Annotated in this window: 9 protein-coding genes, 1 tRNA gene and 1 pseudogene; 3 read left to right on the top strand and 8 right to left on the bottom strand. The window is 70.9% G+C overall.

The window, feature by feature from the left end; genetic code table 11:
• Positions 1-32 precede the first annotated feature (32 nt).
• Positions 33-488, bottom strand: a complete 456-nt coding sequence (locus tag ACTMTB_RS00185) for a GatB/YqeY domain-containing protein (protein ID WP_154941316.1) — start codon at positions 486-488, stop codon at positions 33-35.
• Between the two features lie 25 nt (positions 489-513).
• Here ACTMTB_RS00185 and ACTMTB_RS00180 point away from each other — a divergent pair, with 25 nt between their 5' ends.
• Both ACTMTB_RS00180 and ACTMTB_RS00175 read left to right on the top strand, forming a co-directional pair.
• The gene (locus tag ACTMTB_RS00180; protein WP_441141931.1) at positions 514-1407 is read left to right on the top strand and encodes a metallophosphoesterase; all 894 of its coding nucleotides are present in this window, start codon (positions 514-516) and stop codon (positions 1405-1407) included.
• An 88-nt stretch (positions 1408-1495) separates the two neighbouring features.
• Positions 1496-1572 (top strand) — tRNA-Pro (locus tag ACTMTB_RS00175).
• A 185-nt stretch (positions 1573-1757) separates the two neighbouring features.
• Here ACTMTB_RS00175 and ACTMTB_RS00170 read toward each other — a convergent pair.
• From ACTMTB_RS00170 to ACTMTB_RS00160, 3 genes are all read right to left on the bottom strand, one after another.
• Positions 1758-3836, bottom strand: coding sequence for an amylo-alpha-1,6-glucosidase (locus ACTMTB_RS00170; protein WP_441141929.1), 2079 nt, complete (start codon positions 3834-3836; stop codon positions 1758-1760).
• Positions 3833-4210 carry an SCP2 sterol-binding domain-containing protein gene (locus ACTMTB_RS00165; RefSeq protein ID WP_441141927.1) on the bottom strand — a complete coding sequence of 126 codons (378 nt, stop codon included), beginning with the start codon at positions 4208-4210 and terminating at the stop codon, positions 3833-3835. The genes ACTMTB_RS00170 and ACTMTB_RS00165 overlap by 4 nt, the downstream gene beginning before the upstream one ends.
• Before the next feature lie 300 nt (positions 4211-4510).
• Positions 4511-5737: an epoxide hydrolase family protein gene (locus ACTMTB_RS00160; protein ID WP_441141925.1), complete on the bottom strand. Its 1227-nt coding sequence runs from the start codon at positions 5735-5737 to the stop codon at positions 4511-4513.
• A 341-nt stretch (positions 5738-6078) separates the two neighbouring features.
• Between ACTMTB_RS00160 and ACTMTB_RS00155 the strand changes: the two genes are divergently transcribed.
• Entirely contained in the window at positions 6079-6426 is a 348-nt protein-coding gene (locus ACTMTB_RS00155; RefSeq protein WP_441141923.1) for a DoxX family protein, read from the top strand.
• Between the two features lie 73 nt (positions 6427-6499).
• Here the strand turns inward: ACTMTB_RS00155 and ACTMTB_RS00150 are convergent, their stop codons facing one another.
• The 4 genes and pseudogenes from ACTMTB_RS00150 to ACTMTB_RS00135 form a co-directional block, all read right to left on the bottom strand.
• Positions 6500-7936 (bottom strand): PKD domain-containing protein, encoded by a 1437-nt coding sequence (locus ACTMTB_RS00150; RefSeq protein WP_441141921.1) that lies wholly within the window; start codon positions 7934-7936, stop codon positions 6500-6502.
• 465 nt (positions 7937-8401) lie between these two features.
• A pseudogene (locus ACTMTB_RS00145) lies at positions 8402-8848 on the bottom strand (SRPBCC family protein); the annotation flags it as partial.
• Between the two features lie 158 nt (positions 8849-9006).
• Positions 9007-11664, bottom strand: coding sequence for a hypothetical protein (locus ACTMTB_RS00140; RefSeq protein ID WP_441141919.1), 2658 nt, complete (start codon positions 11662-11664; stop codon positions 9007-9009).
• 125 nt (positions 11665-11789) lie between these two features.
• Positions 11790-14417, bottom strand: a complete 2628-nt coding sequence (locus tag ACTMTB_RS00135; protein ID WP_441141917.1) for a hypothetical protein — start codon at positions 14415-14417, stop codon at positions 11790-11792.
• Positions 14418-14715: the final 298 nt, after the last annotated feature.

Below are 14715 nucleotides of genomic sequence, written 5' to 3'. Positions count from 1 at the left end.
TCGAGGGTGCCCGCCCGTTTCGCGTACCCGGGTCAGAGGCCAAGCTGTCGGCGTACCTCGGCGGCCACCCGGCCCCCCTCGGCCTGGCCGGCCACCGCGGCCTGGGCCGCCTTCATGGCCGGGCCCATCTGCGCCTTGCCGGTGAAGCCGCCGGCCGCGAGCGCCCCCGCGACCAGCTCGGCCAGTTCGTCGTCGGAGAGCTGCTTGGGCAGGTAGCGGTCCAGCACCTCGCCCTCGGCGGTCTCCTTGGCGGCCTGGTCGCCACGGCCGGCCTCGGCGAAGGCGGTGGCGGCCTCGCGCCGCTTCTTCGCCTCCTTGGTCAGCACCGCGAGCACCTCGTCGTCGGTGAGCTCGCGCTTGGCCTTGCCGGCGACCTCGGCGGTGCCGACGGCCGCGAGGGCCATCCGCAGGGTGGAGGTGGTCAGCTCGTCACGCGCCTTGAGAGCGGCGCGCATGTCGGCAGTGAGGCGGTCCTTCAACGTGCTCATGGACGGTCAAACTACCCTGAACGCCATGCGAAAGCGCACACTATTCCGCCTCGCCGCCGGAACCGTCGCCGCGGGCGCGGCCACCCTGGCGTACGCGTCGCTCGTCGAGCGCAACATGTTCACCCTGCGGCGGTACGACGTACCGGTGCTGCCGGCCGACGCGGAGCCGCTGCGCGTGCTGCACCTGTCGGACCTGCACATGATGCCCGACCAGGCACGCAAGCAGCAGTGGGTGGCCTCGCTGGCCGCCCTCGACCCGGACCTGGTGGTGGTCACCGGCGACAACATGGCCCACCCGGAAGCAGTCGAAGGGGTGCTGCGGGCCCTGCAACCGCTGCTCGACTACCCGGGCGCGTTCGTCTTCGGATCGAACGACTACACCGGGCCGGTCTGGAAGAACCCGTTCACCTACTTCCTGCCGAACCGGGAGTACACCGAGGGCGTCGAGCTGCCGCACGAGGAACTGCGGGACGTGTTCACCGGGGCCGGTTGGGCGGACCTGAACAACGCCCGGACATCGGTGAAGGCCGGCGGCCGCCTGGTGGAGCTGGTCGGCGTGGACGACCCGCACATCGAGCGGGACGACTACGACGCCGTCGCCGGGCCGGTCGCCGCCTCGGCCGACCTCGGCATCGCGCTCGCGCACTCCCCCGAACCGGCGGTGCTGGACCGGATGGCCGCGGACGGCTTCAGCCTGCTGCTCGCCGGGCACACCCACGGCGGCCAGGTCTGCGTACCCGGCTACGGGGCACTGGTGACCAACTGCGGGCTGCCCCGTTCGATGGCCCGCGGGCTGCACCGCTGGCCCGGCTCGGACTCCTGGCTGCACGTCTCCGCCGGCCTGGGCACCCACCCCACCGCTCCGGTGCGGTTCGCCTGCCCGCCGGAGGCGAGCGTGCTGACGCTCATCCCGCGCTGAGCTCCCCGGCGCCTGCGCCCCGGGCCGGGTCGAGGGGGTACCGAGTTTGACCATCGGACCGGGTGGGCTACTATTTGTCGGCACGCCTCGGGGTGTGGCGCAGCTTGGTAGCGCGCTTCGTTCGGGACGAAGAGGTCGTCGGTTCGAATCCGGCCACCCCGACCAGAGGTAACAGCAGGTCAAGGCCCCTCCACGGAGGGGCCTTGATTCGTTCCTGCGGCCTACTGCTCTTCCGAAGGCAGCGAGAAGGCAGCAGACGACGCCAGCACCCTGCGATCCCGGTCTCGCGTCAAGGCGGCCCTGAACGGCCGGATGCGCCGCCGCCTCAGCGCGCGCCGGCCGCTGCCGCGCTACTTCTGATCAGGGGGGCCCATTCGTCGTCGGTGAGTGAGGCGGTCGCGGCCGCGGCCGTACGCGTCGATGTAGCCCCAGCGTCCTGGGATGTCGAGGAGTTGGAGGTGGCCGATATGTGCGGGTATAGCGGGATTTGTGACCATGTTCTCGTCAACTGGCTCGATGCCGAGCATGGTACGCAGCAGCAGGAGCGGCGTTCCTGAGGACCAGGCTTGGGGGCTGCATGCCGTGGGGTACTCGACCGGGTACCTGGTGCGTTCGCGGGGGTAGCCGGCGAATGCTTCTGGGAGGCGGCCCTGGAAGTAGGTGGCGGCGTCGAGAATGCCGCTGGCGATGCGGGCGGCCTCTTCGTTGAAGCCGTAGCGGCGCAGTCCCCAGGCGATGAAGGAGTTCTCGAATGGCCAGACCGTGCCGATGTGGTATCCGACGGGGTTGTACCGTCGTTCGGTCGTGGCCAGGGTGCGCACGCCCCAGCCGGAGTACATTGCGGGCGACATCAGGTGTGTCACGACCGCCTCAGCCTTGTCTTCGGCGACGATGCCGCTGCCGAGCAGGTGGCCGATGTTGGAGGACAGCGCGTCGACCCGGTCCGCGCCGGGGCCGGCCAGGGCCAGGGCGTAGTACTGCCGGTCCTCGAGCCAGAAGTCGCGGTTGAACCGGCGCTTGAGGTCCGCCGCGTCGCGTTCCAGACGAGCGGCGTAGTCGGGATCGTTCCAGAACTGGCGGGCCAGCCGGGCCGCGCGCCGCTTGGCGTCGTAGGTGTAGCCCTGCAGTTCACAGGTGGCTCGGGGGAATCCGGGCAGCCGGCCGTCACGGTAGGAGATGGAGTCCAGGGAGTCCTTCCAGCATTGGTTCTCCAACCCGGTCTGTTCGTTGCGACGCTGGTAGGACACGTAGCCGTTGCCCATCAGGTCGGCGTATTCGTCGATCCAGGTGATCGCCGCGCGGGCGGCGTGTTCGAACTGCCGCACCGTTGTGGCGTCGCCGCTCCACCGCTCGTACTCGTCGAGCAGGATCACGAACAGGGCAGTGGCGTCGGCGGTGCCGTAGTACGGGCTGTGCGGCTGCTCCCCGAACGCGGCGGTCTCCCCGTACCGGATCTCGTGCAGGATGCGCCCCGGGTCCTCGTCGCGGAAGTCGTCGATGTTGCTGCCCTGCCACCGGGCCAGTACCCGGATGGTGGTGGCGGCCAGCTCGGGCAGGAACGGCACCGTCTGCAAGCTGGTGATGATGCTGTCGCGACCGAACATGGTCATGAACCAGGGCAGACCGGCGGCGGGCATGCTGTCCCCGCCGCCGACGGCAGGCCGGAAGCGTAGTGCGGCTAGATCAGTCAGGCTGCGCTGGTACGTGCGCTTCAGCGGCTCCCAGTCGGTCTCCAGCGTCGGTGCCTGCTCGAGCCACCGGTGCAGCTCGGCCGCCATGTCGTCGATGGTCCGGGTGGTCGCCCCACGGGCCACCAGCGGCACGGACCGACCCCGTACGACAAAGATCGGTTCAACCTGCAACCGGGTGCTCCATTCCTGGCCCGGCTCGATGTGCACCGTGAAGGTCAGCCCGTGCTCGTCGATCTGGGCGGGCTGGTTGGCGCGGATGACGGTCTCCCGGTGAAAGGTCTCCCGCTGGTAGCCCAGGACGAGGTGGTCGTCCTCGACCCGCTTGAGGTAGGTGCCCTTCTTCGCCGTGGCGTTCTTGACGTCGAACAGGTCAGCGAAGTCGCTGCCCGCGTCGACCCGCACGCACACGTCGGCCGGGTCCTCGCCGTGGTTGATGACCGTCACGTCCTCGACCAGCCCGCTGGATAAGGTGCGATGCCGCAGCACCGACAGCTCGGCGTTGACGTATACCGTCGCGGCTCCCGGCACGAGGAAGAAGCGCGTCTCGAAGTACTGCACATCGTCGACCGACAGCGAGCTGAGCCGCATCCCGTCGACGGTCAACACCCACGTCGACAGGTACCGCGTGTCGAAGGAGAACAGGCCGGCCGGGTCGGCGAGGGTCGCCTCGATATCTCCACTGTCCGTGCTGACAAGGAACGTATTTCCATCCAACAGCGTCACCGCGCCGTCGCTCATCCGGTCCCCCCATGCACGCTGCCGGCCGTCCCCGGTCCGGCCTGCCCGGGTGGTCCGGGAAACAGCCGACCGAACAGAACAACCAGGTCAAGGCTTCCGTCCAGGCGAACCTCACCCCGCAACACAGCCGGCAACAGCTTCTCCTCACCCGCTACCAAGCGGTCGAACCAGGCGCGGTCGGCGCGGAGGACCGCATCCACCTCGGAGTCAGCCGGGTCGACCCTGACCTTCCCGTCATCGAAGACCAGCGTCCACAGCTGCCAGCAGTCCCCATCCACAATCTCCACGCGCAGCCGGCCGTGCTCGTGCTCCAACCACGGCACGTGCCCCCGATCGGACAGATCATCGAAGAATGTCCTGGTGGGATTGGTCATCCTCAACCGCCTTGCCGCCTCGACGCGCCACTAGGCACCGGCATGTCCCGTCTCCGTACCCGTCGAAGCGGGCCGCATTTATGGACTTTCGCAACTCCGGGGGCAGGGAGCCAACAGCAGCGGTGACCTGACCAGAGGTAAGTGAAGGTCAGGGCTCCTCCTCGGAGGGGGCTTGGCCCACTCCTGGGGCTCACCGCTCGGTCGGAGCCGGCCGGCTACCCCCGGAAGTCTCCGTGGCTGTCGCCTCCGCCGGGCCGCCCCGCCGAGCGAAGGCACGGGCAGCCGGCCGGACGCGGTCGGCTAGCGGAGCGACCGGAAGGCGGTGCGCAGCTCTTCGGACAGGAGCTGTGGCTGTTCCCAGGCCGCGAAGTGGCCGCCCTTGTCGAGCTTGTTGTAGTGGATCAGATTGGAATACGCCTGCTCGGCCCAACTCTTCGGGGCCTGATACATCTCGTTCGGGAAGACGCTCACGGCAGCCGGGACGGAGACGCCCTTGGCGGCGAAGAAGGAGAGCTTGTTCTCCCAGTAGATGCGGGCCGCGGAGACTCCCGAGTTCATCAGCCAGAAGAGCGTGATGTTGTCGAGGACGTCGTCCCGCGTGAGGCCGACGGATTTCCCGGCGAAGGCCTGGCAGATCAGGTCCAGGCTGGCCGCGTCATGGTCGATCATGTAGCTCGCCAGCGCGATGGGCGAATCCGCGAATCCGGTCAGTGTCTCCGGACGCGTCCCCATCAAGAGGGCGTAGGCGGAATGCTTCCAGAAGAAGTCGAGCTGCTCGCACGTCTGCTTCTCCTCGGCGGAGAGGTTGGCCGGCAGCGAGGCCAGCGGGTTGGCGGCTCCGGTGACGCCGGTCTGGAGCAGCGTGTCGATGTCGGGCGGGACGACACCGGGCATGTTGGTGTGGATGCCGGCCAGTTCCGGAGGCGCCTGCAGAGCGATGACGTCCGTGATGAGCGCCCCCCAGTCGCCGCCCTGCGCGACGAACCGCGGGTAGCCGAGGCGCCTCATCAGCTCGATCCAGGCGCCGGCGATGCGCTCCGGGCCCCAGCCGGGCTCGGTCGGCTTGCCGGAGAACCCGAAGCCGGGCATCGACGGGATCACCAGGTGGAAGGCGTCCGAGGCGGCCGCGCCGTGTGCCGTCGGGTCGGTGAGCGGACCGACGATCTTCAGCTGCTCGATGATCGAGCCCGGCCAGCCGTGCGTGACGATGAGCGGCAGCGCGTCCTCGTGCTTCGACCGGATGTGGAGGAAGTGGATGTCCAGCCCGTCGATCTCGGTGATGAAATTCGGTACGGCGTTCAGCCGTGCCTCGACCTTGCGCCAGTCGTACTCCTTCTCCCAGTAGCGGGCGAGCGCCTGGCTGGTCTCGAGCGGCACGCCCTGGGACTGATCGCCGACGGTCTGCTTCTCCGGCCAGCGGGTGGCCGCGATACGCGCACGTAGCGCCTTCAGATCCGCCTCGGGCACCTCGATGGTGAACGGCCGGATCTCCACGGTCCTCGTGCGCGCTTCGGTCTTGACAGCCATCTGGCCACCTTCCGTTCGAGCTGATCAGAGGTCGAGCGGGAGCCTTCTGCCCTCGTGCCGCGACAAACGGCAAAGCACCCCGCTCCTGCCTCGCGAGGGCATTTCGATGACGGCGCTACCCGGACTTGCGGCAGGTCACAGAGGTGCACGGCCCATCTGCCCAGAGCGTAGGACGCCTCTTCACGGGTCGCGGGCCATACCACCGATCCCGCCCGGCGCTGCGGGCCGAGTCCGCCCGAGTGTCCGAAACGTCGGTCACAACCGGGCGCGGCCCGGTGTCAGTGCGGTGAGGAACCCCGGACGACCCGCCCGGGTGAGCCGCACACCGAGGAGCGCTCCTGATGTCCACCGCGCACGTCGTCGTGACCCTGCTGGCCGCCGCCATGGTCGGCTTCTCCGCCGCCTCCGTCTTCCTCCGCGCCCCGTGGGTCGTGCAGCCCCTGGCCGACTACGGCGTACCCCGCTCGTGGTGGCCCTGGCTCGGCACCGCCAAGGCGGCCGGCGCGGCGGGACTGCTGGCCGGCCTGTTGGTGCCGGTCGTCGGCGTGCTGGCCGGGATCGGCCTGGTGCTCTACTTCACCGGCGCCGTCGTCACCGTGCTCCGGGCGCGCTCGTACTCGCACATCCCGTTCCCCCTGCTGTACGCGGCGCCGGTGGTCGGCTCCCTGGCGCTGCTGGCCGCCTCCTGAGCGGCGCGGAAGCCCCGGACAGGCCCCGGACGGCGCGGTCGCGGTGCGGCCGGCCGTCCGGGGCGTCGACGGTTCAGGCGACCTTGACCGGCGCCGAGCGCAGTTCGTTGTCGTACGGGAGCGCGTCCCGGGCGTCGAGCAGTTCGGCGACCGCCCGGAAGGAGACCTTGCCGACGGCCAGGTCCTCCGCCGTGACCGTGTAGTCGATGACGAAGCGGGTGGTCTTCCCGCTGTCCGTCGCCGGTACCGGATGGGTGGACGATCCGACCGGCACGTAGCCGGTGGGGGTGCTCCGCTCGAGGTCGACCCGGACGTTCTCGTCGTACCGGGTGTTCCGGACCTGGACCGCGACCCCGATGGTCTGCCCCACCCGCGCCGTCGACGGCACGTTCAGCTTCACGACGGCGACGTCATGGGTCCGGACCGACACCACGTGGCTGACCGAGGCGGTGCGCCCGTCGAGGGTGCGCACGGAGAGCCGGACGGTCCAGTCGCCGTCACCGGGGAACCGGTGCACCGGGTACAGCTCGGTCGACGTCGTCCCGTCACCGAAGTCCCAGGCGAAGGAGGCGAAGCCGGCGCCGGCCGGGTCGTAGGCAGAGCTGCCGAGGCTGACCTGGTCGTAGGAGCTGGGGTCGCTCGGGTAGTGGTAGAAGTCGACGGTCGGGTCGGCCGCCACGTCGAGCTGGAAGGTGTGCACGGCGCTGCCGTCCGAGCCGACCTGGAACAGGTACGTGCGGCCGGCCTGCGCCACGAAGGTCAGCGGGTCGTAGTCGTAGAGGCGCGTACACCCCACCCGGGAGAGCGCGGTCAGCGAGGAACCCGTGTAGGCGGCGATGCCGGCGTAGCCCGGGTTCGTCCGGGCCGTGATCGAGCCGGTGGTCGTCGGCGTGTACGCGTACCAGGCCGTGTGGCCGGCGCCGCCGCAGGACGAGGGCTCGCCGGTCTCGGCGGTCGCGCCGGCGTAGTTCCGGGTGTCGGCGTACGGCAGTGCGCCTACCGTGATCGCGTCGGCGAAGTCGTCGTTGGCCGGCGCCACGGCCTGGTCGAGCGAGAACCGCAGCGAACCGCCGGTGGTGTCGCCGAAGCCGCCGGTGCCGACCATGAGGTGGTACGTCGTGCCCGCGGTGACCGCGAAGCGGATCCTCGACCGCTGGCTGCCGTTGTCGTCGTTGCAGGCCACCTGCGTGAGGGAGCCCTGCCCACCGGTCCAGGCCGAGAGCACGCTGTAGTAGTCGCTGCCGTACGTGTGGGCCTCGACGCGGCCGTCCACGGTCGGGGTGAAGCTGAACCAGACGGACCCGCGGTTGGCGCACCCGGTCGGGTCCGTCGGGTCCGTGGTGGCGCCGGTGGTGTCGATGGTGGTGGTGAAGGGAGTGGTCCCCACCGTCGTCGCGGCGGAGAAGTCGTCGTTCGCCGGTGCGGCGTAGGCGGCGGTCTGCCCCGCGACGAGCAGGGCGACCACCCCCGTGAACGCGACGGCGAGCCGGGCGACACTGCGTCTGATCACTGGAATCCTCCTGGGCCCCGTATCCCACCTGGATGGTGACCGTCCGACCGTACGGCGGCGGGCGCAGCGCCATAGTTGAATGGATCACTGGTTTTGGTTAAGGGGCACAGGCGCGGGGCCCGGCGGTCCGACCGGGTGGTCGGTCCGCCGGGCCCCGCAGGGGGTACGTCAGAGCGGGCGGTTCGGCTCGCTGACCGGGCCACCGGGGTACGCGGTGGCGGCCGCGTCGGGCACGACCTCGACGTCGGTCACCACGTACTCGGTGTCGGTGGTGGTGGTCGTCGGCGTCCGGTCCTCGTCGTCGCCCGTGCGGTGCTTGGCGGCGGCGATCCCGGCGGCGGCAGCGGCACCCGCGGCGGCGGCGCCGGCCGCGACCGCGGTGCCCGAGACACCGGCCTTGCCGCTGTCACCCTGGGACGACGCCGCGTGCGCGACGCCCGGCGTGCCCACGCCGTGCCCCTCGCCGACCGAGCCGCGCCAGGCGCCGGTCTCGGCGCCCCGGGACTCGATGAAGCTCTTGAACTTCTCCAGGTCGGACTCGGCCTGCTTCTCGACGATGTTCAGCTTGTCGCCGGTCTTCTCGACCAGCCCCTCCGGCTCGTACTCCAGGTGCAGCCGGACCATGGTGCGGCCCGCGCCCACCGGCTGGAAGTAGACGGCACCGGCGTTGGTCGCGCCCTCGGTCGCCGCCCAGGCGACCTTCTGGTCGGGCACCTGCTCCAGGACCCTGGCGTCCCACTCACGCTTGACGCCGGCGATCTGGGCGACCCAGTGCATCCGCTGGTCGTCGAGCTGGCGCACCTCCTGCACGCCACCCATGAAGCGGGGGAACTCCTCGAACTGCGTCCACTGGTTGTAGGCGGTGCTGACCGGGACGTCGACTTCGATCGACTTCTCGACCACGGTGGTCATGGCAATCCTCCTCGTTCCGGTCGACCTCCCTCCACGCGGGAGGGAGCAGCGTTTCTCGTCCACCAGAATCCCTACCCACCGTCGGGCGGCTGAACCGGAAAATGCCGGAGCCGGCGACAACCCGCTGGTCACGGGGGTCGCCGGCTCCGGGTCGTACGTCAGGACAGGGGCGCGATGAAGAAGCCCGCCTGGTCCACGATCAGCTCGGTGCCACCCTTGCTGTTGTGGTACACGGCGATCTCCCCGCCGGTGCCCGCCCGGACGACCGCCATGTTCGCGGCCGTCTCACCGGCGACGAAGTTGACGTTCGAGGCGGTGGGCGGCGCCGCCCCGGTACGCGGGTACGCGGTGAGGACGCCCGGGGCGCTCGGTCGGGTGGCGGTCATGTTGAACACGGCCGCGGTGGGCGTGGCACACGTCGCCGGGCACGCGGTCTGGACGTACCGGGGCAGGAAGGCGACCTTCTCGTACGGCTGGAGCGGACCGCCGTACCCCCGGCCGTCCAGGCCGATGCTCGCCCGGGTGTCCACGATCCGGTGCGGGTCCAGCGGCACGTAGCCGTCGACGGCGCCCGAGGCGGCGGAGCCGTAGTAGCCGGCCAGGTCGGCGATCACGTGGGTGGTACCCGAGCTGGCGTTGTGGATGCTGACCTTTCCGGCGACGACGGGCACGGTCACCAGGTTGGGGATGGTCTGCCCGGTGACGAAGTTCAGGTTCGATGCCACCGGCACGGTCGAGCCCGCCGGGAAGACCTTCAGCACTCCGTTCGCCGTCGGCCGGGTCACCGTGACGTTGAGGATCGCCGCCGTCGCGCCGGCCGGCAGCTTGCCGGAAAGGTCCACCTGCCGGGTGGTGTTGGCGGGGAACGGCCCGGCGGCGCCGGCGCGGGTGTCCAGCATTCGGGTGGGCGCCAGGGTCCGCAGGCCACTGCCCTTGGCGCCGTACCAGCCTTGAAGGTCGGCGACGACGTGCACGGTGCCGCTGCCGGTGTTGCGGATGCGCAGCTTGCCGTTGGACATCGGCACGGTGACCAGGTTCGGCACCGTCTCCTTCGGCACGAAGTTGACGTTCGAGGCGTCCGGCAGCTTGACGCCGTCCGGGTACACGGTCAGGAACCCGGCGCTGGTCGGCTGGGTCGCGGTGACGTTCAGCACGACCGCGGTGATGTCCGCCGCCGGCACCCCGCCGATCTCGGGAATCGACAGCACGACCTCCGAGTTGCCCGGCACCGGCGTCCGGGTGGGCACGCCGACCGCCGCCCGGGTGTCCAGCACCCGGGTCGGGGCGACCGGCTGGTACAGCGAGCCGACCACGGTGAACAGCGGGCCCACCGAGGCGTTGCCGGCGCGCGACTTCGTGCTGAGGTCGGCCGCGCGGAAGCCGATGAAATCGACCCGGGCGTTCATGACGACGCTCCCCGCCCGGCGGAACGTGTGCCGCAACGACCCGGCGGTCCCGACCCGCCAGTACCGGTCACCGGTGAACTTGAACGCCACCGAGCCGCCCGGCCCGTCCGTCGGGTACCAGTACGTCGGCACGGCGGTGGCCTCCGTGTCGAGGAACCCGCCCCCGGGCACCCGACGGAAGCCGGTCGCGCCGACCTTGCCCTGCCCGACCCACTCCACCGCGCCGCGGTCGTGGTACCCGTTGCCGGTGCCGGTGTTCGACACGTGCGGCAGGTCGGCGTGCGGGTTGCCCAGCAGGTCGGTGCGGAGCACAGCGGGCGCGTCGGCGTCAGCGCTGTCCAGGCCGGGTGAGCCGCTTTCGAGCTCCCACCAGCTGCGGGACTGGCCGCGCCGGTCGAGTCGCACCAGGTCGAGGATGTCGTGCCCGCCCTGCCCGGTGGCGGCCCGGAACGCGTCGAGGGTCTCGTGGGTGGTGCCGCCCCACCGGTACGGCACACCGCCACTGCGGGAGCCGATCAGGTTGTGGTCGGACGTCGACCCGGCGGACGACTCCGGCGAGACGGAGATCGCGGTGGCCCGCGACGGAGCGTCGCAGGGCTGCGGGTCGTACTCGGGGCCGCCCGCGGTCTGGACGACGTTGTTGTGCAGCCGGACGCCCGGCGAGACGCCGGCCACCTGGATCGCCACGTCGCACTCGTTGACGACGGTGTTGCCGGTGATCACCGTGCCCGGCGCGTCGGTGACGTCCACCCGGCTGTCCTCGAAGGCGTTGCCGGTGATCACCGCCCCCGTAACCCCCGGCTCGACCACCACTCCCGCGGCCCCGCCGTGGGCTCGCAGCCACGCCCGGCTCACCCTGACGTCGCTGGACCCGCCGGTGAGCCGGATCAGCGCGGGGGCCTCGAACTGGTTGCGGATCGCCAGGCCGTCCAGGGTGACCCGGGAGGAGCGGTCCACCACGACGGTGCTGCTGCTGCCCCAGGTGGCGGCGATGAAGCCCTCCAGGACGACATCGTGCACGCCCGCCAGGCGGAAGACGGTGTCGGTGAGGGTGTAGTGGTCGCCGACGCGGACCTCACCGTCGGGGCTGTGCACGGCCCGGTAGGTGATCGGCGCGTCCGGGGTGCCGGACCGGTCGAAGGTCACCGTCTCCCGGTAGTCACCCGGATGCACCAACACCGTCTGGCCCGGCTGCGCCACCGCGGCCGCGGCACCGATGGTGCAGTACGGCTTCTCCGTGCTGCCGTCAGCGTCCGGCGTGCAGTCCTTGTTGTTGACGTACACCTCGGCGCGCGACGCGGCCTCCTGGGTGACGGTGGGCGCGGCCACCGCAGGCGCCGCCGGCCCCGTCAGACCGACACTCGCCACCAGTGGCAGGACCGCGAGCAACGCGGTGCCGTGTCTTGTCATCGATCTCCCCCGTGATATCGAGCAGGTGCGGCGGCAGCCTATCCGATCCGTCGCCACTGTGGACGACGCCTGTGGATGCGTGCAGAACCCGGACCGGACGCTGCCATGGCCGGCGCCGGGCCGGATCAGGATGCCGGGCCGATGAAGTACCCGGACTGGTCCACGACGGCGTGGGCCATGCCCGCACTGCTGTTGTACAACTCGATGCCCGAGCCGACCGCGACCACCGCGGCGTTCGAGGCGGTCTCACCCGTGACGAAGTTGACGTTCGAGGCGGTCGGCCGCGGCTGCCCAGCCGGGTAGGCGATCAGCACGCCCGGCGCGGTCGGGCCGGTCACCGTCACGTTGCCCACCAGGGCGGTCGGGGCCGGGCAGGCCGGCACGCAGTTCACCGTCGGCATCAGCGCAGGAAAGCGTACGGTCTCCCGGGCGGCCAGCGGCCTGGAGCCGCGACCGGAGAGCCCGGTGCCGTCGCGGGTGTCGACGACCCGGGTCGGGTCGATCGGCACGAAGGTCTGGGTGGCGTTCGGGCTGAACCAACCGGCCAGGTCGGCGACGACGTGAGTGGTTCCGGAGCTCTGGTTGTGAAGGCTGACCCGGCCGTTGACCACCGGCACGGTGACCAGGTTGGGGATGGTCTGCCCGGTGACGAAGTTCAGGTTCGACGCGGTGGGCACCGCCAAGCCGTACGGAAAGACCTTGAGTACCCCGTTCGCCCTCGGCCTGGTGACCGTCACGTTGAGCACGGCGGCCGTCGCGCCGGCGGGCAGCCGGCCGGACAGGTCGAGCGGGCGGGTGCCGTTGGCCGGGATCGGGACCGCGGCGCCTTCGCGGGTGTCGAGCACCCGCACCGGCGACACCGGGGCGAAGCCCGACCCGGATTCCGCGTAGAAGCCCTGGAGGTCGGCGACCAGGTGGACGGTGCCCTGGCCGGAGTGGTGGAACGAGACGGACCCGTTGACCACCGGCACGGTGACCTGGTTCGGCACCGTCTCCTTGGCCACGAAGTTGACGTTCGACGCATTCGGCCAGCCACCGCCGGTCGGGTAGACGGTGATGAAACCGGCGGCGGTCGGCTGGGTGACCGTCACGTTGAGCACGACCGCGCTGATGTCCGCCACCGGAACCCCGGCGATGCTCTCGATCGGCAGGGAGATGGTGCCGTTCGCGCCCACCGGGGCGGCGTAGTTGACGCCGATCGGGATCCGGGTGTCCAGCAGCCGGGTCGGCGCCACCGGCACGTATCGTGCGCCGACCTGCGTGCAGACCGGTTCGAGGTAGGTGCTGGCCACCCGGAAGTCGCTCTGGCTGGCCTGCACCTGGACGCAGGCGGAGCCGGCCCGGCGCAGGGTGTGCTCGGCGGTGCCGGAGTCGCTCACCCGCCAGTACGGCTCGTCGGTGAACTTGTACGCGTACGCGGCCCGCTCCCGCTCGACCGGCCAGGGCGAGTGCAGGCCCGTCCGGGCGACCACGTCGAACGGGCCACCGCCGACCTTGCGTTCGAGCCGCACCGGGTCCTGGGTGGCCGGGCCCTGCGCCTCGACCGCGCCCCGGTCCCGGTAGCCGCTGCCGGTCCCGGTGTTCGACACGGCCGGATCGTCGGCGTAGGAGTTGTCGAGCATGTCGGTGTCGAGGGCGCCCCGGGCGCCCGCGTCGGCGGAGTCGCGCGCCGGCGAACCCTCCCTGGTCTCCAGGTAGCCCCGGTCCTGGCCGGCCGCCCACGTGAGCTTCGGGTCCGCGACGATGTCGTGGGTGGCCTGCCCGGTCGCCTCGACGAACGAGGCCAGCGTCGGGTACTGGCTGCCGGCCCAGACGTAGGGCAGCCCGCCGCCCAGCGGGTCGATCAGGTTGTGGTCGGTGCTGGTCTGCGGCGCCGACTCGGCGGAGACGGTGACGGCGGTGGCCTCCACCGAATTCGCGCAGGTGGGCTGACGCAGCCGGTCGGTCACCACGATGTTGTTGCGGATCGAGGCTCCCGGCGAGGCACCGGCCAGCTCGATGCCGCGCCGGCATTGGGTGTTGACGGTGTTGCCGGTGGCCGTCAGGCCGGGGGCGTCGGTGGCGACCAGGCCGGAGACGTCGAGCTGGCTGGCGGTGACCGTCGTGCCGGTGACGCCCGACTCGACGGTGACGGACGGGCCGGCGAAGTTGCGGAGGAAGCTCCGGCTGAGCGTGACGTCGTCCGAGGCGCCGCTGATCCGCACCGCTGTGGGCCCGTAGGCGCCGCCCAGGATGGTGAGCTTGTCGAGGCGGATCCGGTTGACGTCCTTCAGCCGCACCCCGTCGGCGTAGTTGGCGCCATACACGACGAAGCCTTCCACCACCACGTCGTGCACGCCGGTGAGGTCGAGGATGGTCCCGGTGACCGCGCCGGTGTTGAACTTGCCCACCCGCGCCCACTGCCAGGAGACGTTGATCGCCCGAAAGGTGATCGGTGCGGCCTCGGTGCCGGACCGGGTGAACTTCACGTTCTCCTGGTACTCGCCCGGCTGCACCAGCACTGTCTGGCCGGGACCGGCTACCGCCGCCGCCTCCGAGATGGTGCAGAACGGCTTGGCCGCGCTGCCGTCCCGGGTGGCCGGGGTGCCGGCCGGGCACCAGGTCTTGCTGACATACAGCTCGCCGGCGGCCGTTCCCGCGGCCGTGACCGACGCCGGCCCGGCGACCGCCGCGGGTGCCGCCGGCCCCACCAGGGCCGCACCCGCGAGCAGCGGTACGACCGCGAGCAGCGCCAGCAGTCGTCCGGTTGTCATCAACCACCCCCGTGATCAAGTGTCCCGAGCGGGGAGCGTACACCGACGGGCGCCGATGAAGCAGCGCCGGAAGGCCACCGACCCCCACCGTTCGGCCGGTCCGCGGGGCGACCTACGCGACGACGACACAGGGCGGTCGAGCGCTGACCGTCGGCGACCGATCAGCGCGCCTGGCATTGTTGACGGCATGATCGCGCTGATTCGATCCCGTTTGACCAACTGGACCGTATTCATACCCATCCTCGCGGTCGTGCTGCTCGTCCTCACCTGGGGTCGCGACCTCTCCGGGGTCGCGGTC

The sequence above is a fragment of the Micromonospora sp. L32 genome (genome assembly GCF_052068055.1).
Lineage (GTDB): Bacteria > Actinomycetota > Actinomycetes > Mycobacteriales > Micromonosporaceae > Micromonospora > Micromonospora purpureochromogenes.
Note: the sequence above shows the minus strand (reverse complement) of the source record. Positions and strands in the feature narration are given on the sequence as shown.